The organism is Haloactinopolyspora alba (assembly GCF_003014555.1).
Lineage (GTDB): Bacteria > Actinomycetota > Actinomycetes > Jiangellales > Jiangellaceae > Haloactinopolyspora > Haloactinopolyspora alba.
The window spans coordinates 40,256-60,529 of the sequence record NZ_PYGE01000023.1; the positions used below are offsets into that span (position 1 = coordinate 40,256).

Sequence of the window (20,274 nt, forward strand, 5' to 3'; positions counted from 1 at the left end):
TCGTCATCGTCGTCATCGCCGCGCTCCACTTCCCGCTCCGCCGTCGTCGCCGACGTGGAACTGCTCCTCCTCGGTCGAGCCGTGCAGTGCCAGCGTGCCGGCCTCGGGGTTGATCGCCGCGGAGACCAGGTCGAAGTATCCGGTACCGACCTCGCGCTGGTGCCTGGTGGCCGTGTACCCGTGCGCCTGCGCAGCGAACTCCTTCTCCTGCAGGTCCACGTAGGCGCTCATCCCGGACTCGGCGAAGCCCCGCGCCAGCTCGAACATGCCGTGGTTGAGCTGGTGGAAGCCGGCCAGGGTGATGAACTGGAACCGGTAGCCCATCGCGGCGAGCTCGCGCTGGAACCGGGCGATGGTCGCGTCGTCGAGGTTCGCCTTCCAGTTGAACGACGGCGAGCAGTTGTACGCCAGCATCTTGCCCGGGTATCGCGCGTGCACCGCCTCGGCGACCTGCCCGGCGAGTTCCAGGTCCGGCGTGCCGGTCTCGACCCACAGCAGGTCCGCGTACGGCGCGTAGGCCAGCGCGCGGGCGATCACCGGCTCGACTCCGGCGCGCACCCGGTGGAACCCCTCGGCCGTGCGCTCGCCGGTCAGGAACGGCTGGTCCGCCGGGTCGACGTCGCTGGTGATCAGCGTCGCGGCGAGCGCGTCGGTGCGGGCCACGACGACGGTCGGCACGCCGGACACGTCCGCGGCCAGGCGGGCGGCGTTCAACGTGCGGATGTGCTGTGACGTGGGCACCAGCACCTTGCCGCCGAGGTGCCCGCACTTCTTCTCCGCGGCCAGCTGGTCCTCGTAGTGCACGCCGGCCGCTCCGGCCGTGATCAGCGCCTTGGCCAGCTCGAACGCGTTGAGCGGGCCACCGAACCCGGCTTCGGCGTCGGCGACGACGGGCGCCAGCCAGTCCACGCTGGAGGGCTCGCCCTCGGAGCAGGTGATCTCGTCGGCCCGCAGCAACGCGTTGTTGATCCGCCGCACCACCGTCGGCACCGAGTCGACCGGGTAGAGGCTCTGGTCCGGGTAGGTCTGCCCGGACGTGTTGCCGTCGGCGGCCACCTGCCACCCGGACAGGTAGATCGCGCGAAGGCCGGCCCGCACCATCTGCACCGCCTGATTCCCGGTGATGGCGCCGAGGGCGGCGACATAGTCGTCGTCGTGCAACATGCGCCAGAGCCGTTCCGCGCCGCGGCGGGCGAGCGTGTGCTCCTCCCGCACGGTGCCGCGCAGCCGCACGACGTCCTCGGCGCTGTAGGTGCGCTCGATCCCGGCCCAGCGCGGGTCGGTGGACCACGCATGGGCGAGCTCGGCCGCCTCGTCGGCGTGCTGCCGGGTGTCGCGCACGGTGTCGCGCACGGTGTCGGTCAAGGTGTCGTACATCGTGTCGGTCCTCCGTTCCAACCTGTGCCTCGCACAGTGAACTGTCGGTTGACGACACCATGGGTGGTCCGACGCAGACCGAACCACCGTGAACTCGACTGAATTTCTCAGGAAGTTCACCCAGACTGAATGCTGCCCGGTTGCCTCTTCGGTCCGTACGGTGTGGAGCCGATGTCGCTGTGGCGGCATGATGTTCACACCGTGCCCCAGAGCCGGAACGCAACGATTGACGGCAGCCGGGCCAGTTAACCGGACATTCTCCTTGATTCTGGTGACAGACGCACAAACCAACGGTAGGTTTTGGCGTGACACGGCCAGCTCGTCTGGCGCTCGGCCGACAGATTGGACCGACCGTGACCCCCACCCCCAGCCGCCGTACCGTCCTCGCCACGGGCGTCGCACTGGCCGCGACACCCGTGGTCACCACCGCAGCAAACGCTGCCGGGAACCGCATCGGACCGGCGGCGAACCTCGGCAGGGCGTTCTCCGCCGCCGCTGCGCGCCACGGCGTGCCCCGCGACGTCCTGCTCGCACTTGCACACACCGTCACGCACGTCAACGGTCACGGCGGCGCGCCGAGCGCGTACGGCGGCCACGGCGTCATGCAACTGGTCCGTGGCGCGGGCACGGACACGCTCGGACGGGCAGCCGAGCTCACCGGCAGGTCCGCACGGGCGCTGCGCACCGATCCGGCGGCCAACGTCGACGGTGCCGCGGCGCTGCTGCGCTCCCTCGCGGACGCAGCCGGTCTGGGCACCGCCGACCGCCGTGACGTCGGCGCCTGGTACGAGCCATTGGCCCGCTACTCCGGGCACTCCGACCCCGCCGTCGCACGGCTGGAGGCCGACGCCGTGTACCGCGTCCTCGAGAGCGGGCTGTCCGTGCACCGCCCGGGCGAGTCGCTGCGGATGCGTGCGCACGACGTCCGTCCCAGACTCGGCGCGTTCCGCGACGTCCGAACCGTCGAGCAGCGGATGCGGCCGATGAGCGCGGACTACCCGCCGGCACGCTGGGTCGCCGCGCACTCCAGCAACTACCGCGACGAGAACCGGCCGTCCGACTACGCGATCGACCGGGTCGTCGTCCACACCGTGCAGGGCTCCTACGCCGGCTGCATCTCGTGGTTCCAGAACCCCAGCTCCAACGTCTCCGCGCACTACGTCGTCCGCTCCTCCGACGGCGAGGTGACGCAGATGGTGCGCCACGCCGACGTGGCCTGGCACGTCGGCAACTACAACAACCGCTCGATCGGCATCGAGCACGAGGGCTGGGTCGACGACCCGTCCTGGTACACCGAGGCGATGTACCGGGCATCCGCGGCACTGACGCGGCACGTGTGCGTCCAGTACGGCATCCCGCTGGACCGCACGCACATCATCGCGCACAGCGAGGCTCCCGGAGCCACGCACACCGACCCCGGGCCGCACTGGGACTGGGCGAAGTACATGGACTACGTCCGCGGCGACGGCGGCTCGCCGTCCTGGAGCGTCGTCGTCGACAACGACAGCCCGGCGTTCGAGGCCAGCTCGAACTGGGTGTCGGCGTCGGCCCCCGGCCAGTACGGCTCCACCCACCACCATGCGCAGCCGGTGCTGTCCAGCGACGTGGCGTGGTTCCACGCGGACATTCCCGAGACCGCCGACTACCGGGTCCAGGTCTGGTACCCGGAGGACCCGGGCAACAACTCACGCTCGCCGCACCTCGTCTCGACGCCCAGCGGGTTCCAGTCCGTCTACGTCGACCAGCGCAGTGGCGGCGGCCGCTGGGTCGGGCTGGGCACGTTCACCCTCGAACAGGGCAACCGGCCCGTCGTCGGCGTGAGCCGGTGGACGTCGACCTCCGGTTCCATCGAGGCCGACGCGGTCCGGATCAGCTCGCTCGACTGAGGCGGGGCGGTATCCCGCTTCACCGTGTGGCTATTCCCGGGCCAGTGCCCACGCGCGGATGGTGTCGATGCGCTGCTGGATCTCTTCCGCGGTCGCCATCGCCGCGGGTGGTCCGCCGCAGGTCTTGCGCAGTTCGGTGTGGATGACGCCGTGTGGCTTGCCGGTGCGGTGGTGCCACGCGCCGACCAGGCCGTTCAGCTCCCGCCGGAGCATCGCCACCTGCTCGTAGACCGGCTCGCCGTTGCCGCCGGGTGCGGCGTCGGCCGGCGCCGACGTCCGGGCCCGCTCGGCCTCCTGCTGCTCGGCCTGACGGCGCCGGAGCAGGGCGGCGACCTGGTCGGGCTCGAGCAGGCCGGGAATGCCGAGATAGTCGGCCTCCTCTTCCGACCCGGCCTGCGCCTGCGAGCCGAACTCGCCGCCGTCGTAGAGCACCCGGTCGAACGAGGCGTCCGACCCGAGAGCCTCGAACGGCCCCTGCTCGTCCGTGGACGGATCCTCACGCTGCGCCGCGGCCATCAGGGCTTCGTCCGCCGCCACCGCGTCGTCCTCGTCGGCCTTCGGATTGCCGAGCACGTGGTCGCGCGAGGTCTCCATCTCGCCGGCGTAGGACAGCAGCGACGGCACCGTCGGCAGGAAGATCGACGCGGTCTCGCCCCTCTTGCGCACCCGCACGAACCGGCCGACGGCCTGGGCGAAGAACAGCGGTGTCTGGGTGGCCGTCGCGTACACGCCCACCGCGAGCCGCGGCACGTCGACACCCTCGGAGACCATCCGGACCGCGACCATCCAGCGGCTGTCGCCTTCGGCGAACTCGGCGATCTTCTTCGATGCGCGGGCCTCGTCGGAGACGACGACGGTGGCGCGCTCGCCGCTGATGCGGCCGAGCAGCTTGGCGTACGCGCGGGCGGCCTCCTGGTCGCTGGCGATGACCAGCCCTCCGGCGTCGGGGACGTGCCGGCGCACCTCGGTGAGGCGGGTGTCGGCGGCACGGAGCACCGACGGGATCCAGTCGCCGTTCGGGTCGAGGGCGGTCCGCCACGCCTGAGCGGTGACGTCCTTCGGCAGCGGGGCGCCGAGCTGCGCGCTGACCTCGTCGCCGGCACGGGTGCGCCAGCTCATCTGTCCGGAGTACGCGAGGAACAGCACCGGGCGCACGACCCCGTCACGCAGCGCTTCGGCGTAGCCGTAGGAATGGTCGGCGACGCTGCGCGGCACGCCGTCGCCGGCGTCGGCGTAGGTGACGAACGGGATCGGGTTGACGTCGGAACGGAACGGCGTGCCGGTGAGCGAGAGACGGCGCGCGGCCGGCTCGAACGCCTCGCGGGTGGCCTCGCCCCAGGACAACGAGTCGCCCGCATGGTGCACCTCGTCCAGGATCACCAGCGTGCGCCGGTTCTCGCACCGGGCCCGGTGCAGCATGGGGTGCGCCGCGACGCCGGCGTAGGTGACGGCCACGCCGGTGTAGTCGCGGCTGGTGCGCCCGGTCTTCCCGGTGAAGGCGGGGTCGACGGTGATGCCGACCTTGGCGGCGGCGTCGGCCCACTGCCGCTTGAGGTGTTCGGTGGGCGCGACGATGGTCAGCTGGTGCACCACCTTGCGTGCGAGCAGCTCCGCGGCCACGCGCAGCGCGAACGTCGTCTTCCCGGCGCCGGGGGTCGCCACCGCCAGGTAGTCGCGCGGGTCACGTTCCAGATAGTCGTCCAGTGCGGTCTGCTGCCAGGCACGCAACCGCCCCGCGGTTCCCCGCGGGGCGCGGGCCGGATAGGCAGGTGGCAGGTGTTCGGCGGCCGAAGTGCTCACACATCTCCCGTGAAGCTCGACGTCAGGACACTGGACCCGCGGCAACGCTGCGACGCGCACGTGCCCGGCGCACGCCGAACCGGCGCTGACCGGGCAACCCACATCGAGCCTAACGGCGAGGTCCGACAGGACGCGACGCGACGCGCACCTCTCCCGCTGATCTAGCCGGACGCGCGGACGCGGCCGGCGGCCCAGGCGCCGAACGCCGCCAGCGCCATCATCACCGCCAGGATGACGAGGTACACCCAGGTCGCGACGTCCGCGCCCGCCTCGTCGCCCGTGGCGGCGCCGTGACCGGAGCCGAAGATCGTCCCCGCCAGGCCGACGAAGACCGCGGCGAACAGCGAGTCGCAGACCTGGAGCGCAGCCGAGTTGGCCCCGTGCTCCTCGACCGGCGACAGCTGGAACAGCAGGACGCTGATGCTGGCGATGGACAGGCCCATACCGAACGCGCCACCGGTCCAGGCGAGCATCGTCACCACCACCGGAACGCCGGGGACCAGCACCAGCGCGACGGTGCCGATCGCGGCTGCGACCAGCACGCACCCGGACCGCACCAGCAGGTAGCGCGGCGTCGTGGTCGTCGAACGGCCCTGGTACCACGACCCGAGCGCCCAGCCGATGGCGCCGCCGGTGAGTGACAGGCCCGCCACGGTCGACGACAGACCCCGTTCACTGACCAGCAGCAACGGCAGGAACGCTTCGGTGCCGAAGAACGCGCCGGCCAGGATGCCGCGCATCGCGACGACCGTGGGCAGCCCGCGCCGCAGCACCACGGTGCCCGGCGGCAGCAGCCGCGGCAGGCTCGGCACGACCAGGACGAACGCGGCCACGCACAACACCAGCGCCAGGACGTCGGTACGCGTGCCGGCGTACTGCAGCGCGCCGACCCCGACGGCCGTGGCCAGCGCGAACCACGCGCGGCCCCGGTATCGCGCCCGCGCACCGCCCGGCGGCGGGCCGTCGACGGTCCGCACCGACGGCAGCGCGAGCACGACCGGCACCACCACCAGCGGCGCGATACCGAGAAACACCCACCGCCACGACACGTGGTCGGTCAACAGCCCCGCCACCAGCGGCCCGACGATCGACGGCACGACCCACGACGCCGCCATCGCGGCGAAGATCCGCGGGCGCATGTCCTCCGGATAGGCACGCCCGACCACGACGTACAGGGCCACGATCACCAGGCCGCCGCCGAGCCCTTGGGTGGCCCGCCCGGCCAGGAACGGCCACATCGACTGGGCGGTGCCGGCGACGAGCAGCCCCGCCGAGAACGCCGCCGCTCCGGCGGCCAGCGGCAGCAGTGGGCCGCGCCGGTCGCAGATCTCGCCCGAGACGGCCATCGCGAACAGGCTCGTGGTGAAGAACCCGGAGAAGGCGAACGCGTACAGCGGCAGGCCGTCGAGCTCCGGCACCGCCTTCGGCATGGCGGTGGCGACGGCCATCGCCTCGAACGCGATGAACACGACGGCGACGACGATGGAGGCGGACAGACGGCGGTATGCGGGCGCGAGCAGGGTGTGGGCTGACGCACCCTCGGACCTCGATGTCACGAGCGAAGAATACCGACGCTGCCGACACGACACCCCGTCGCGTCCCGCCGCGACCGGCGCGCCGCCGGCGCACGTCGACACCACTGCCGTGACAATCGCACATGCGGGGATGTCATACTTGTTCTTTTATCGGACGCTTCGGTGCGTATTCTGCCGCTATGGGTGTTGCTTTGCGCATACAAGCACTACCGTCTGTGCATGGACCTGGAGTTGCGTCATCTCCGTGTCGTGTCCGTCGTCGCCGAACAAGGAAGCGTGACCAAGGCGGCGTCGGCACTGGGGATCGCGCAGCCCGCTCTCACCGCCCAGCTGAACCGGATCGAGCGCAGCCTCGGCGGTGCGCTGTTCGAGCGTGACCGGAACGGGGCACGCCTCACGGTGCTCGGCGAACTGGTACTCAGCCGGGCGCGCCTGCTGCTCCCGGCGCTCGCCTCGTTGCACGACGAAGCCCAGCGGCTGATGAACTCCCCCAGCGACCAGGCCCGCCGGGTCCGCATCGGCTCGGCGCTGACGGCGCTGGGCGGCCGGTTCGTCGAACAGGTCGTGACCGGCTGGCCCGACGCCTCGGTGACCACCCGCCCGTCCTGGTCGGCCGAAGAGATCACCCAGCTGGTCGCCACCGGCACCCTCGACTGCGGTGTCATCGGGACCTGCCACGCCGCGCCGCCGCCGTCGGCGTCCGGCGTGGTCTGGGCGGGACTCGCCGTCGACCCGCTGTTCGTCCTGGTGTCCGAGACGCATCCGCTCGCCGGGCGCGCATCGGTCCGGCTGGCGGAGCTGCGCGACGAGGTCTGGGTGGCCGCACCCGGCGACGGCTGCCTCGAGGAGTGTTTCGCCGCCGCGTGCGCGCGTGCCGGGTTCACCCCGCGGAGCCTGTACGAGGCCGAGGCGACGTCGTGCGTCGACCTGGTGGCTTCCGGGTTCGGCGTCGCGCTGTGCCAGCCGACCTTCCGCGACACGCCGGGCGTCACCGTCATCCACGTGCGGGACGAGCCGCTGACCTGGGGACACTACGTCGGCTGGCACGAGGACAACGCTCTCGCGGCGGACGGGCGGTTCGTCACGTTCGGCCGGCGGGCCCATCGCGAGGCGGTCCGGAGCAGCGCCCGGTACGGCGAGTGGCTTCCGGACCACCCCGAATACGGGGCTCTGTCACCACATACCGCAGTATGACTGATTTGCTATCTTCTCGGTGACTATTTGTCATTGTTACCGTCCACTCGTTCCGAAGTTCGCCGAGGCCACGACGGTCGCGGCGACGACGAAGGGAGTGACGGTATGGCCCGGAAACTCACCCGCGCGAGCGCCGCGGTCGGCGCCGCAGGACTGATCGCTGCGACGTTGGGGCTGACGGCCTCGGCGTCGGAGGACCGTCCACCCGAAAGTGCGCCGGCCGACGTGCCCGATGTCGTCAAGACCAGCCCCGAGGTCGCCGCCGCGATGCAGCGCGACCTCGGACTCGATCACGCCGCCGCCGCTGAGCGGCTGGCCTTCCAGGCCGAGGCGAGCGAGACCCGCCGGGACCTGAGCCGCGAGCTCGGCGCGGACTACGCCGGCACCTGGGTGGACCCGGACGCGAACGAGCTCTACGTGGGCGTCACCGACGCCGACGCGGCCTCGGTCGTACGCGAGGCCGGAGGCTCACCGGTCGTGGTGACGTACCCGCTGTCGCAGCTCGAGTCCTGGCGCGCCGAGCTGGACGCGGCCGCGTCGCAGGCACCGTCCACCGTGCCCGGCTGGTACGTCGACGTCACCGAGAACCGCATCGTCATCAACACGCACCGCGCCGGACGCGCCGCGGCCGGCGCTTTCGCGCGTGAGAACGGCGTGCCGCCACGCGCGTTCGACCTCGTCACCACCGACGAGAACCCGCGGCCGTTGATCGACGTGGTCGGCGGCAACGCCTACTACATCGACACCGGCAGCCGCTGCTCCGTCGGCTTCTCCGTGCAGGGCGGCTTCGTGACGGCCGGGCACTGCGGCAACGCCGGCTCCACCACGACGCAGCCGTCGGGCACGTTCCGCGGCTCGAGCTTCCCGGTGAACGACTACGCCTGGGTCGAGGTGGGTGCCGGGAACACGCCGGTCGGCGCGGTCAACGACTACAGCGGCGGGCGAGTCGACGTCGCGGGCTCCACCGAGGCGCCGGTCGGCTCCTCGGTGTGCCGTTCGGGCTCGACGACGGGCTGGCACTGCGGGACGATCCTGGCTCGCGACACGTCGGTCAGCTACCCGCAGGGCACGGTCCACGGCCTGATCCGCACCGACGTCTGCGCCGAACCCGGCGACTCCGGCGGCTCACTGGTGGCCGGCAACCAGGCACAGGGCGTCACGTCCGGCGGGTCGGGCAACTGCACGTCCGGCGGGACGACGTACTTCCAGCCGGTCAACGAGATCCTCGGCGCCTACTCCCTCGACCTGGTCACCAACGGTGGCGGCGAGCCGCCGGACCCGCCCGAGGGCAGCTGTGACGAGTACCCCAACGTGTTCAGCGGCTCGCTGAGCTCCGGCGGGCAGCAGGCGCAGCCGGACGGCAGCTACTTCTACTCCGGCTCGGGCACCCACGAGGGCTGCCTCGACGGACCGACGGGCAGCGACTTCGACCTCTATCTGCAGCAGTGGTCGGGCAGCCGGTGGTCCACCGTGGCGCGGTCCATCTCCTCCGGCCCGGACGAGCAGGTGACCCACGACGGCTCCGCGGGCTACTTCCGCTACGTCGTCCACGCCTACAGCGGCTCGGGCAGTTACACCATGGGCATCGACGCACCCTGAGCCCCTCGGAAGCGTGTGAGCGCCTCGCATACACGAACCCGACGCATGCGGCCCGGATGTGGCGCCGCATGCGTCGGGTTCCGTGTATCTCGAGCGCTGAGGACGGCGCCGGGGCGAACGGCGGACGACCCGGGCAGCAGGACCCTCGACCCGGGAACATGCACGTCCGTACACTGGGTCGGGTGAGCACTCAGCTGAGCCCCGGTACCGAGACCATCGAGGATCCTCGCACCCAGCCAGGAAGTGGCGACGGTGACGAGGAGCGGTTCTCGCACTACGTGCCCAAGGAAAAGCTCACCGAGGCGATGATCAACGGCACGCCGGTCATCGCGTTGTGCGGCAAGGTCTGGGTGCCCAGCCGGGACCCGCAGAAGTACCCGGTCTGCCCGCGGTGCAAGGACATCTGGGCGAAGATGAAGTCCGGCGACGACGGCGGCGACGGCTCGAAGTCCTGAGCCTGCGCCGGCCCGGCACCGGTCGCCGCGCGAGCCGGCAAGATCGCTACACTCTCGCTGCATGACCACCGAGGAGACGGGCGAGCCGACGGCGCAGGAACTTCGCGACCGGGCATCCCGGCTCCGCGACTGCGCGACGCGCGCCGAGAAGCTGGTCGAGCCACTGGGCACCCACGTCGACGCGGAGGTCAAGACCGCCACGACCCCGGGTGTCTGGACCGGCACCTACGCGGGCCAGTCCACCGGACGGCTGCGGCAGTACCAACAGGATCTGCGCGGGCTGGCGCGGGATCTCGAAGAGAGCCTGCAGCAGTGGCGCAACGAGGCGGAACGCCTCGACGACCGGGCCGACGAGAAGGAATAGCGACCGATCATGACCGAGTCGGATCAGTCGACGAGCCGTTACGTCGGTTTCGATGTGCCCCAGATCCGCGGGCTGGTCACAGGGCTGCGCGCGGCGGCCACCAGCGCCCCGACACTGCACCAGGACGTCGCGGCCGTGCTGGCCGACGCGGACGAGGACACCGACGGGCCGGTCACGACCAGCCCGGGCCTCGAGAACGTCATGGTCTCGGTGTTCGGCATCCCGTTGCACGCACCCGGCGCGCTGGCCGGCCCGCTGGACGAGATCGCCGACAGCAGCGGCCGCCGCTGCGACCACCTCGAGGAGTTGAAGGATCTCGAGCAGGACGGCATCACCGTCGACCCCAGCCTCGCGTTCCTCGACGAGTCGCTGCCCGACCGCGCCGACGCCGACGAGGCGGTGGAGGCGATCGAAGGGCTCGACGGGAAGGACTTCGGCACCAACGGCAACCGCGACGATCTCCGTGACATCGCGAGCACGCTGAAGGGCCTCTCCTCGGCCGAACTGAACTGGGTGCTCAACGATCTCTCGGTCGAGGACCGGCAGCGGCTGAGCGAGCTGGTCGGCAACACCGACGACTCCGGCCTGAACCCGTTCGACCACAACGGCCTGCCCCACCACGAGCGTCTCGACCTGGGCGGCGCCCTGCTGAGCAAGGCCACGCCCGGCCAGTGGTCGATGCTGACCCAGATGTTCCCCGGGGTGCACCCGCCGTTCGACCCCGGCGACGACAACAAGAAGGGCGCCACCATCGACGGCGTGACCTGGGACGTTCCCAAGCCGCCGGTACCGCTGTTCGACGACGGGGTCTCCGCCGACGACATCAGCCAGGGCGGCGTCGGCGACTGCTGGTTCCTCGCCTCCGTCGTCGGTGTCGCCGGGCGCGATCCGCAGGCGATCCGCGAAGGCATCAAGCAGAATCCGAACGGCACCGTCTCGGTGCGCCTCCACGACTCCGACGGCGCGGCGCACTGGGTGACCGTCAGCCCGGAGCTCCCCCTGGACGAGAACGGCAACCCGGCCGGCGCGGGCGGCACGGACGAGCTCTGGGTCGCCTACTACGAGAAGGCGTTCGCCACGTTCTACGACCAGGACAACGACGGGCACACCGGGTCCTACCGGGCCATCGAGGGTGACTTCACCGACAAGGCCGGCCCGTACCTGACCGGCCGGCCGTCCGAGGATCTCGACGTCGACTTCGACGAGGTGCGCGAGAGCTACGAGGACGGCAAGGTGATCGTCGCCGGCACCCCGGGTGAGAAGAAGGTCGAGGACAAGTTCAAGGACGGCTACGTCACCGGCCACGCGTACGTGGTCGACGGGTTCACCGACGACGGCAAGATCATCCTGCGCAATCCGTGGGGCACGGCCTATCCGAAACTCGAAATGACCCCGGAGGAGTTCGAGAAGTACTTCTCCAGCGCCGGTTCGTTCCCGACGAGAGACTGACACCATGGCATCGCAGCAGATCCGCGTCCGGCGCCGGGTACCGTACTGGCTCGACAACGCCACCCGCGACCGCGCGCTGGCGGTGATGTCCTTCGACACCGACACCGGCAGCGTCGACCTCGGCTACCTGGCCGAGGGCACCAACACCGTGCACACGCTCGGCGTCGGCGACCGGCTGGACACCGCCGAGGCGAGCTGGCGGGTCACCGAGATCCATCCGGGCGACGAGGGCTACGTCGTCCTGGAGCCGGCATGATCGCCACGCGCCCGCGTCACCCCGTGGCCGCCGCCGCGGCGCTCGCGTTGCTGTTCGGCGCCGGCTGCTCGGACGACGGCCCCGACCGGGTGACGAGCGAGACGGCGGCGCCCGAGTCGGCCGACACGATCACGCTGCGCCAGGGCGTCCCGCACTGGCTGGACGACGCCCGCGAACGGTCCCTGGCCATCATGAGCATCAGCACCGATCCGGTCCGCGCCGACATCGGGTACCTCGTCGACGGCGAGAACGACGTCCACACGCTCGGCATCGACGACACCATCGACGTCGAGGGCAAGACCTGGCGCGTCGTCGAGATCACCCCGGGCGACGCCGAGGCCGCTCCCGGTGACGGCGGCGGCTCGGTGGAACTGGCCGAGGCCGAGGCCGGCTGAGTACGTCAGCCCCCGCTCAACCGGCCGGCGCCGCGGTCAGTTCAGCGACGGGTCCGCCGGGAACCTCGACACCAGCGCCAGCAGTCCGCGCTGGCGGCGCAGCACGGACTCCCAGAGGTCGTCGGCGTCGCTGGTGAACGCGTCCGTCGCCTCGGAGTCGACGACGTACCACGACCCCTCGTCGATCTCACCCTCGAGCTGTTCCGGCGCCCAGCCGGCGTAGCCGGCGAACACCCGCATCGCGCTGACGGCCGGCTCGACGATCTCCGCCGGCGTGTCCAGGTCGACGACGCCCAGGCGCCCCTTGACCCGGCGGATACCGAGCGGCTCGTCGTCGCCCGCGACGGTGACCAGGCCGAGAGCGCTGTCGAGGCTCACCGGGCCGCCCTGGAAGACCACGCCGGGCTCGGACACCACCGGAACCCAGCCGGGCAGCACGTCACCGACCCGCACCTCCGTGGGCTTGTTGACGACGACGCCGAGCGCGCCGTCGTCGTCGTGCGAAAGCATCAGCACCACGGCGCGTTCGAACGTCGAGCCGCGCAGCGTGGGCGCGGCCACGAGCAGCTGCCCCGTCAACGCATCACCGTTCATGCTCACAACACCATGGTGCCCGTTCCGGGGCGCGGGTCATACGGGGATCGTGGGGAACTCGCCCGTCTCCTCGGCGGCCCTGCGGATGCTCTCGACGCTGTCGCGCACCGCGGCGGCCACCGCGTCCGCGACCCCGGAGTGGAAGACGCTCGGCACCACGTACGACGGGTTGAGCTCGTCGTCGGTCACGGTCTCGGCCAGGGCGCGCGCCGCGGCGGTGAGCATGTCGGTCGTGATCGAGTGGCTCTGCGCGTCCAGGAGCCCGCGGAACACGCCGGGGAAGGCCAGCACGTTGTTGATCTGGTTCGGGTAGTCGCTGCGTCCGGTCGCCACGACCGCCGCGTGCTCGCCGGCCTCGCGCGGGTCGATCTCGGGCTCCGGATTGGCCAGCGCGAACACGATGGCGTCGTCGGCCATGGTCGCGACGTCCTCGGCGCTGAGAATGCCCGGCGCCGAGACGCCGACGAACACGTCCGCGCCGGCGACCGCCTCGCGCAGGGTGCCGTCCACCCCGCGCGGGTTGGTGTGCTCGAGGTACCAGGTCGGCACGCCGGTGAGGTCCGACCGTCCGGCGTGGATGATGCCGTGCACGTCGGCGGCCACGATGTCGCGCACCCCCGCCGCCGCGAGCAGCTGCGCGATGGCGTGCCCCGCGGCGCCGGCCCCGGCCATGGCGACCCGGATGGATCCGAGCTCCTTACCGACGACCTTCAGCGCGTTGTGCAGCGCCGCGAGCACGACGATGGCGGTGCCGTGCTGGTCGTCGTGGAACACCGGGATGTCCAGCCGCTCGCGCAGCCGCTCCTCGATCTCGAAGCAGCGCGGCGCGGAGATGTCCTCGAGGTTGATGCCGGCGAACACCGGCGCGATGTGCTCGACGGTGCGGACGATCTCGTTGGTGTCCTGGGTGTCGAGGCAGATGGGGAACGCGTCGATGCCGGCGAAGCGCTTGAACAGCGCCGCCTTGCCCTCCATGACGGGGAGCGCGGCCGTCGCGCCGACGTTGCCCAGACCCAGCACCGCCGACCCGTCGCTGACCACCGCGACGGTGTTGCGCTTGATGGTCAGCCGGCGGGCGTCCTGCGGGTTGTCGACGAGCGCCTGCGACACCCGGGCCACTCCGGGCGTGTAGATCAGCGAGAGGTCGTCGCGGTTGCGGATCGGCACCTTGGAGGTGACCTCGATCTTGCCGCCGAGGTGCACCAGGAAGGTCCGGTCGCTGACCTTGCCGATGACCGCCGACGGCACCGTGCGCAGCGCCGTCACCAGCTCCTCGGCGTGTCCCGACGACGTCGCCGCACAGGTGACGTCCACCTGGATGCGGTCGTGCCCGGAGCCGGTCACGTCGAGAGCGGTCACCAGTCCGCCGGCCCTCTCGACGGCCGCGGTGAGCAGGCTCACCGTGGATCCACCGGCCGGAACCTCCAGGCGGACGGTGATGGAGTAAGAGACGCTGGGAACGCTGACCACGGTGACACCGACTCCTCGAACGACGTGTGAGCAGCACCACCGTAGATGATCCGGTCACCGCCACGGGCACCGCTCCGCACGACGACACGGCCGGGCTACGGTGTTCTCCGTGACCGCTGACCCAGAGCCGCCGCGGCTGTTCGTCGCCGGCGAGGCCCTGATCGACCTGGTCGCCGAGCCGGACGGACGCTTCCGTCCGATCCCCGGTGGTTCCCCGGCCAACGTCGCCGTCGGGCTGAGCCGGCTCGGCGGGACCGCGAGCCTGCTCGCGCGGCTCGGAACCGGCGCCTTCGGCAGCACGATCCGGGCCCACCTGGAGGCCGACGGCGTCGATCTCGCCCACGCGGTCACGACCTCCGACCCGGCGACGCTGGCGGTCGTCACACTCGACGAGCACGGGCGGGCCGCGTACGACTTCTACGCCGAAGGCACCGCCGACTGGGGCTGGACGGCGGACGAGCTGCCCGATCCGCTGCCGGACGGCACGCTGGCTCTGGTCACGGGGTCGATCGCCGCCGCGCGGGAGCCCGGGGCGAGTGCCCTGCTCGAACTGCTCCGCCGCGAGCGACGCCGCGGCGAGGTCAGCCTCGTCGTCGACCCCAACCTCCGGCCGTCCCTGCTCGGCCCGCGCGACGCGGTGCGTGCCCGGTGGGACGATCTGATCGGCCTGGCCGACGTGGTCAAGGTCAGCGACGAGGACCTCGAATGGCTGGTGCCGGGCGCACCACCCGCCGAGGTGGCGGCCGACTGGGCCGGACGCGGGCCGTCGCTCGTGGTCGTCACGTACGGCGCTGACGGCGCGCTCGGTGTGACCTCCGCCGGGACGTCGGTGCGTGTCCGCACCCCGCCGGTGGACGTGGTCGACACCGTCGGTGCCGGCGACGCCTTCACCGCCGGGCTGGTGGACGGTCTGCGACTGGCCGGGCTGCTGGGGCGGCCCGGCGAGGACCGGCTTGCCGGTACCGGTGCAGACGGGCTGCGCGCGGTGCTGGACCGGGCAGCGCTGGTGGCGGCGATCACGTGCGCCCGTGCCGGCGCCGATCCGCCGACCGCGGCACAGGTGAGCGCCGCGGCGCACTGACCGATCCCGCCGACGGGCCGGACTGTCGGAGCGATGTGGAACTATCGGTTCCATGTCCCGACCAGGCTCCACCGTGCCCTTCGTCGCCCGCCGCGCCGAGCTCGACCAACTCCGGGCGGCGTTCGGCCGGGCGCGTGCCGGCACGGCCGCCGCGGTGCTGGTCTCCGGTGACGCCGGCGTCGGCAAGAGCCGGCTGCTGTCCCGGTTCGGCGACGAGGTGCGACGGCAGGGCGCCCACGTCCTGACCGGGCAGTGCCTGGGCGTCGGTGAGGACGGGCTGCCGTACCTGCCGTTCAAGGAGATCGTCCAGCAGCTGCTCACCGAGCACGGTGACGTCGTCACCGCCAGGGCGCCGCTGGACGCCCTCGTCCACCGCGAGAGCGCGTCGACGACTGCCGTCGTCCAGGGCACCGATCTGCGCCAGCTGCAGTTGTTCGATGCCGTGCTCGCCTCGCTGTCCGAGCTGTCCGCCGAGGCCACCGTCGTCGTCGAGCTCGAAGACCTGCACTGGAGCGACGCGTCCACGCGCGACCTGCTGTCGTTCCTGCTGTCGCGGCTGAACACCCAGCCGATCCTCGTCGTCGGCAGCTACCGCTCGGACGACCTGCACCGCCGGCACCCGATGCGCCGGTTCCTCGCCGAGCTGGTGCGCCTTCCGGTGCTCGAGCGGCTCGACCTCGCCCCGTTCGGCACGGCCGATTCGGTGTCGTTCGTCCGGGCTCTGGCCGGTGACGGCGCCGAGGAGTCGATGGTGACCGACGTGGCGCAGCGTTCCGAGGGCAACGCCTTCTACGCCGAAGAGCTCTTCGCCGCCAGCACCGCCGGCAACAGCGGCGAGCTCCCCACGGCACTGGCCGACCTGCTCATGGCCCGGGTCGAGACGCTCGGCCCGGCCGCCCAGCGCGTCGTCGGCGCGTTGTCGGTCACCGGCCGCCAGCACGTCGAGCACACGGCGCTGCGCGCGGTCGTCGACCTGGGCGATGCCGAGCTCGACGCCGGGCTGCGTGAGGCGCTGCAGAACCACGTGCTGCTCACCGACGAGAACGACGCCTACACCTTCCGGCACGCCCTGCTGCGTGAGGCCGTCTACGCCGACCTGCTACCGGGTGAACGGGTCCGGCTGCACGCCGCCTACGCCGACCGGATCCGCGCCGTCGGCACCGACGACCTCTCCGCCTGGCTGGCGTACCACAGTCTGCGCAGCAACGATCTCCCCACCGCGCTGGCCGCTTCGGTCCGGGCGGCCGACGAGGCCATGCATGTCCGCGCCCTGTCCGCCCAGCTCCGCCACGTCGAGCAGGCGCTCGAGCTGTGGAACGCCGTTCCCGACCCCGAGACCCACGCGGGAGTCGACGAGCTCACGCTCACCCGCAAAGCCGCCTACGTCGCGGCGGCGGCGGGGCATCCGGAACGCGCCATCGCCTACGGCCGTGCGGCGGTCGCACTCGCCGACCAGCGCGACGACCCGATCCTCCAAGCCGACGTGCGGCGCCAGCTCACCGAGGCCATGCTCGTCAGCGGCCGGTGGGACGAGGCAGTCGAGATCATCTCCGAGGCGTGGCGGCTGGTCGAGCACACCCCGGCGAGCCGGACTCGCGCCTGGGTGCTCGCGCTGCAGGCCCGCGCTCACAAGGTGGGCGACGACCGGGTGCGCAGCTTCGCCGTGCAGGCCGCGCACGATGCCAGGGTCGCGGGCTCTGCCAGTGCCGAGGCCGACGCCCTCATCTCGATGGCGTTCGACGACCTGCGCAACGGTGCCATCGAGCAGGCCTGCGACCTGCTCGACCAGGCCCGTGAACGCGCCGTGCAGGCCGACGCCCCCACCGTCGAGCTGCGGGCGCTGTTCAACCTGACCACCAACCGCCATGAGCAGGGCATGCTCGACCTCGCCGCACGCATCGCCGACGATGCCGCGGCGCGCGCCGGCGAGCTCGGGTTGACCTGGGCGCCGTACGGCCTCGAGCTGCGCTGGATGCAGATCATGGTGCACCACGCTCGCGGCAGCTGGGCCGAGGCGCTGGCAGCCTCCAGCCCACCGGACGAGCCGGTGTCGGACACCATCACCGCATTTCTCGCCGCGTCCGGCGCCACCGTCAAGGTCGCGCTCGGCCGGTTCGAGGAGGCCGAGCGCGAGCTGGCGAAAGTGCGGCCCGAGTGGCACCGCGACAACCAGATCCCGCACCTGGCCGGCATCGCCGGCGCGGAGTTGGCGTGCTGGCAGGGCCGGCCCGAAGCAGCGGCGTCGTTGCTCGACGAGGCTCTGGAGTCCTCCCGCAAGGGGGCCAGCAGCAAATGGCCGCTCGGCGGCATCCGGCTGGCGGCACTGGGCATCGCCGCCCACGCCGACCTTGCGCAGCAGGCACGTGAGCGCGGCGACGAGCCGGCGCGTGCCCGGGCGGTCGCCGCCGGCGAGCGGCTCTCCGAGTTCGCCGAGGCGACGTACCGGCACGGCGTTCCCCGAGCCAACCGGCTCGGCCCCGAGGGCGAGGCGTGGGTCGCACGCATGCGCGCGGAGACCAGCCGCCTACGTGGCGAAACCGACACCGCGGCCTGGCGTGCGGTGGTCGAGGCGTTCGGCTACGGCGAGGTTTACCACGTCGCACTGGCTCGGTGGCGCCTCGCCGAGGCGCTGGTCGGCGCCGGCGATCGCGACGGCGCCGCGGCCGAGCTCGAAGCCGCGCTGCGTACCGCCGACGAGCTCGGCGCCCGGCCGCTGGGGGACGCACTGCGCGACCTCGCACGACGCGCCCGCCTGGCCGCACCCGGTTCCCCGGTGCCGACGGTCGAGCTGCTGACCGAGCGCGAACACGCGGTGCTCGAGCTCGTGGCCCGCGGCTACACGAACCGCCGCATCGGCGACGAGCTGTTCATCAGCGACAAGACCGCCAGCGTGCATCTGTCCCGAGCGATGACCAAGCTCGGCGCGGCCAGCCGCACCGAAGCGGTCACCGAGGCCTACCGGCGGGGCGTGCTCGCCCAGCCGAGCTGACCGGAGTCCGCGTCGGCGTGGCGTCGTCGCGGTCTCGTCACGCACGATCCACGTGTCCTAGAGTCTTCCGGTATGGTCGAATCGTCCACGCCTGATGAAGCTACCGTCGTCCTCTCCTTGACCGTCGACGCCGAAGCCGACGCCGTATTCACCACCTTCACCGACCCCGGACGGCTGGCCGCCTGGTACTGGCCGGCCAGCTACGCGGCGCTGTACGAAACCGATCCACGTCCGGGCGGCAGGTTCACCTTCCGCAGCACCGGCCTGCCCAGCGGGCAGAACATCGCCGTCCGGGGCATCTACGGTGAGATCCGCCGCCCTGAGCTGCTGACGTTCATCTGGGCATGGGACGGAGACTTCTCGCCGTTCACGCAGGTCAGCGTCGAGATCAAGGCACTCGATTCGGGGTCGTCGGTGCTCGTGACGCACAGCCAGAACATGACCGAACAGCAGCGCGACGACCACCTGAAGGGCTGGCACGACTGCCTGACCCGGTTGGTCGAACATCTCGCCGTCGACTAAGATCGATCTCATGCCAGGTCGCCAGCTGTTTAGCAGCCCCCGGTCGGTGGACGTCCGCCGCCCGGAGGGTGCACGCGCGTAGGCCCTTCGCGGACGACCGGCCGGGGGAGGCTCCCGTCCCCGTTCCCGCCACGCGGAAGGCCTGGTCATGTCCGTTCCTGTCACATCTGCCCACTCTTGTCGATCGCGTCCGGTGCCGGTCGCGGCCCTGGTCCGCGCGCTCCAGTTACGTGACCTCACCGACCCGAACGAGGGTCCGCACGCACTCCAACTCCTCGTCGGCGCCGCCGCCGACGCCCTCGCCACCAGCTGGGACTGCGACGTCCGGGTCGAACGTTCCCGTCCCGTGGTCTCGCTCGAGGACAACTACGACCGGCTCGGATACGGTCCCGACGCGGTGACCCGCGACGCGCGATACACCCGCTACGTCAGCGACACCACCATGCTCCGCAGCCACACCTCCGCCGGTGTGCCGCCGGTGCTGCGCCAACTCGCCCAGCATCCCCCGGCGCGTTCCGTGCTGCTGGTGCTGCCCGGTATCTGCCACCGCCGCGACTCGATCGACCGGATGCACACCAGCGCTCCACACCAGCTGGACCTGTGGCTCGTCCGCCGTGGCGGTGCGCGGCTCGACCACGACGACCTACACACGATGGTCGCCGCGCTCGTCGAAGCGATGCTGCCGGGCAGCCACTGGCGGTGGAACCGCACCGAACATCCGTACACCGCGGGCGGGCGCGAGGTGGAGGTGATCCACGGCGACCGTCCGGTCGAGATCGCCGAGTGCGGGCTGGCCGCTCCGGAGGTCCTCACCCGTGCCGGGCTGGATCCCGCCGTCTGGAGCGGGCTCGCCCTGGGCATGGGGTTGGACCGGATGCTGATGCTGCGCAAGGGCGTTCCGGACATCCGGCTGCTGCGCTCGCCGGACCCGCGCATCGACGCGCAGATGCAGCATCTCGATCCCTACCACCCGGTCTCCGACCTGCCGCCGGCGACGCGGGACATCTCGCTCGCGGTGCCGGCCGACGACGACGCGGAGATCCTCGGCGACCGGGTCCGCGACGCCCTCGGCGACAGCGCCGACCTGGTGGAGGAGGTCGCCGTGCTGTCCAGGACCGGCTACGACGACCTCCCCCAGCCGGCACGCCGCCGGCTCGGCATCCGCCCGGACCAGTGCAACGTGCTGCTGCGCCTCACCCTCCGCCCGGTCGACCGGACCCTGACCGGCGACGAGGCGAACGAGATCCGCGATCACGTCTACGCCGCCCTGCACAACGGCACATGAGGCCGCCGGCGCGGACGAACGCA

17 protein-coding genes are annotated in these 20,274 nt (G+C 71.7%); 12 read left to right on the top strand and 5 right to left on the bottom strand.

Annotation, left to right across the window (positions count from 1 at the left end):
* Window positions 1-12: 12 nt before the first annotated feature.
* A complete protein-coding gene (aceA, locus tag CLV30_RS22300; RefSeq protein ID WP_146154804.1) occupies window positions 13-1,377 on the bottom strand; it encodes an isocitrate lyase in 1,365 nt (454 codons plus the stop codon).
* A gap of 353 nt (window positions 1,378-1,730) precedes the next feature.
* On the opposite strand from aceA, the gene CLV30_RS22305 reads away from it, so the two are divergent.
* Window positions 1,731-3,263: a golvesin C-terminal-like domain-containing protein gene (locus CLV30_RS22305; protein WP_106539448.1), complete on the top strand. Its 1,533-nt coding sequence runs from the start codon at window positions 1,731-1,733 to the stop codon at window positions 3,261-3,263.
* 30 nt (window positions 3,264-3,293) lie between these two features.
* Here CLV30_RS22305 and CLV30_RS22310 read toward each other — a convergent pair whose 3' ends face one another.
* Window positions 3,294-5,063, bottom strand: coding sequence for a DEAD/DEAH box helicase (locus tag CLV30_RS22310; RefSeq protein ID WP_106539449.1), 1,770 nt, complete (start codon window positions 5,061-5,063; stop codon window positions 3,294-3,296).
* 161 nt (window positions 5,064-5,224) lie between these two features.
* Window positions 5,225-6,619, bottom strand: coding sequence for an MFS transporter (locus tag CLV30_RS22315; protein WP_106539450.1), 1,395 nt, complete (start codon window positions 6,617-6,619; stop codon window positions 5,225-5,227).
* 198 nt (window positions 6,620-6,817) lie between these two features.
* Here CLV30_RS22315 and CLV30_RS22320 point away from each other — a divergent pair, with 198 nt between their 5' ends.
* The 7 genes from CLV30_RS22320 (at window position 6,818) to CLV30_RS22350 (ending at window position 12,310) form a co-directional block, all read left to right on the top strand.
* A complete protein-coding gene (locus CLV30_RS22320; RefSeq protein WP_106539451.1) occupies window positions 6,818-7,792 on the top strand; it encodes a LysR family transcriptional regulator in 975 nt (324 codons plus the stop codon).
* A 105-nt stretch (window positions 7,793-7,897) separates the two neighbouring features.
* Complete coding sequence (locus CLV30_RS22325) at window positions 7,898-9,391, top strand: S1 family peptidase (protein WP_106539452.1); 1,494 nt, start codon at window positions 7,898-7,900, stop codon at window positions 9,389-9,391.
* Between the two features lie 182 nt (window positions 9,392-9,573).
* The gene (locus tag CLV30_RS22330; protein WP_106539486.1) at window positions 9,574-9,846 is read left to right on the top strand and encodes a DUF3039 domain-containing protein; all 273 of its coding nucleotides are present in this window, start codon (window positions 9,574-9,576) and stop codon (window positions 9,844-9,846) included.
* Between the two features lie 61 nt (window positions 9,847-9,907).
* The gene (locus CLV30_RS22335) at window positions 9,908-10,210 is read left to right on the top strand and encodes a hypothetical protein (RefSeq protein ID WP_106539453.1); all 303 of its coding nucleotides are present in this window, start codon (window positions 9,908-9,910) and stop codon (window positions 10,208-10,210) included.
* A gap of 9 nt (window positions 10,211-10,219) precedes the next feature.
* On the top strand, window positions 10,220-11,659 hold the full coding sequence (locus CLV30_RS22340; RefSeq protein WP_106539454.1) for a C2 family cysteine protease: 1,440 nt from the start codon (window positions 10,220-10,222) through the stop codon (window positions 11,657-11,659).
* A 4-nt stretch (window positions 11,660-11,663) separates the two neighbouring features.
* Window positions 11,664-11,915 carry a DUF6406 domain-containing protein gene (locus CLV30_RS22345; protein WP_106539455.1) on the top strand — a complete coding sequence of 84 codons (252 nt, stop codon included), beginning with the start codon at window positions 11,664-11,666 and terminating at the stop codon, window positions 11,913-11,915.
* Window positions 11,912-12,310 carry a DUF6406 domain-containing protein gene (locus tag CLV30_RS22350; RefSeq protein WP_106539456.1) on the top strand — a complete coding sequence of 133 codons (399 nt, stop codon included), beginning with the start codon at window positions 11,912-11,914 and terminating at the stop codon, window positions 12,308-12,310. Before CLV30_RS22345 ends, CLV30_RS22350 begins: the two co-directional genes overlap by 4 nt.
* Before the next feature lie 36 nt (window positions 12,311-12,346).
* On the opposite strand, the gene CLV30_RS22355 is transcribed toward CLV30_RS22350, so the two are convergent.
* Window positions 12,347-12,904, bottom strand: coding sequence for a YqgE/AlgH family protein (locus CLV30_RS22355; protein WP_106539457.1), 558 nt, complete (start codon window positions 12,902-12,904; stop codon window positions 12,347-12,349).
* Window positions 12,905-12,940: 36 nt separating this feature from the next.
* Window positions 12,941-14,374: an NAD-dependent malic enzyme gene (locus CLV30_RS22360; RefSeq protein ID WP_106539458.1), complete on the bottom strand. Its 1,434-nt coding sequence runs from the start codon at window positions 14,372-14,374 to the stop codon at window positions 12,941-12,943.
* 109 nt (window positions 14,375-14,483) lie between these two features.
* On the opposite strand from CLV30_RS22360, the gene CLV30_RS22365 reads away from it, so the two are divergent.
* The 4 genes from CLV30_RS22365 (at window position 14,484) to srmL (ending at window position 20,251) form a co-directional block, all read left to right on the top strand.
* On the top strand, window positions 14,484-15,455 hold the full coding sequence (locus CLV30_RS22365) for a carbohydrate kinase family protein (RefSeq protein ID WP_106539487.1): 972 nt from the start codon (window positions 14,484-14,486) through the stop codon (window positions 15,453-15,455).
* A 52-nt stretch (window positions 15,456-15,507) separates the two neighbouring features.
* Entirely contained in the window at window positions 15,508-18,444 is a 2,937-nt protein-coding gene (locus CLV30_RS27640) for a helix-turn-helix transcriptional regulator (RefSeq protein ID WP_205740942.1), read from the top strand.
* Window positions 18,445-18,561: 117 nt separating this feature from the next.
* A complete protein-coding gene (locus CLV30_RS22375) occupies window positions 18,562-18,966 on the top strand; it encodes an SRPBCC family protein (RefSeq protein WP_165358675.1) in 405 nt (134 codons plus the stop codon).
* 193 nt (window positions 18,967-19,159) lie between these two features.
* Window positions 19,160-20,251, top strand: a complete 1,092-nt coding sequence (srmL, locus tag CLV30_RS22380) for a PheS-related mystery ligase SrmL (RefSeq protein WP_205740943.1) — start codon at window positions 19,160-19,162, stop codon at window positions 20,249-20,251.
* The last annotated feature ends 23 nt before the right edge of the window (window positions 20,252-20,274 follow it).

What these genes read in the sequence shown, in the direction of transcription:
- aceA (WP_146154804.1), bottom strand. Translation starts at nt 1,377, where the DNA reads ATGTACGACACCTTGACCGACACCGTGCGCGACACCGTGCGCGACACC.
- CLV30_RS22320 (WP_106539451.1), top strand. Translation starts at nt 6,818, where the DNA reads ATGGACCTGGAGTTGCGTCATCTCCGTGTCGTGTCCGTCGTCGCCGAA.
- CLV30_RS22325 (WP_106539452.1), top strand. Translation starts at nt 7,898, where the DNA reads ATGGCCCGGAAACTCACCCGCGCGAGCGCCGCGGTCGGCGCCGCAGGA.
- CLV30_RS22335 (WP_106539453.1), top strand. Translation starts at nt 9,908, where the DNA reads ATGACCACCGAGGAGACGGGCGAGCCGACGGCGCAGGAACTTCGCGAC.
- CLV30_RS22340 (WP_106539454.1), top strand. Translation starts at nt 10,220, where the DNA reads ATGACCGAGTCGGATCAGTCGACGAGCCGTTACGTCGGTTTCGATGTG.
- CLV30_RS22345 (WP_106539455.1), top strand. Translation starts at nt 11,664, where the DNA reads ATGGCATCGCAGCAGATCCGCGTCCGGCGCCGGGTACCGTACTGGCTC.
- CLV30_RS22350 (WP_106539456.1), top strand. Translation starts at nt 11,912, where the DNA reads ATGATCGCCACGCGCCCGCGTCACCCCGTGGCCGCCGCCGCGGCGCTC.
- CLV30_RS22355 (WP_106539457.1), bottom strand. Translation starts at nt 12,904, where the DNA reads ATGAACGGTGATGCGTTGACGGGGCAGCTGCTCGTGGCCGCGCCCACG.
- CLV30_RS27640 (WP_205740942.1), top strand. Translation starts at nt 15,508, where the DNA reads ATGTCCCGACCAGGCTCCACCGTGCCCTTCGTCGCCCGCCGCGCCGAG.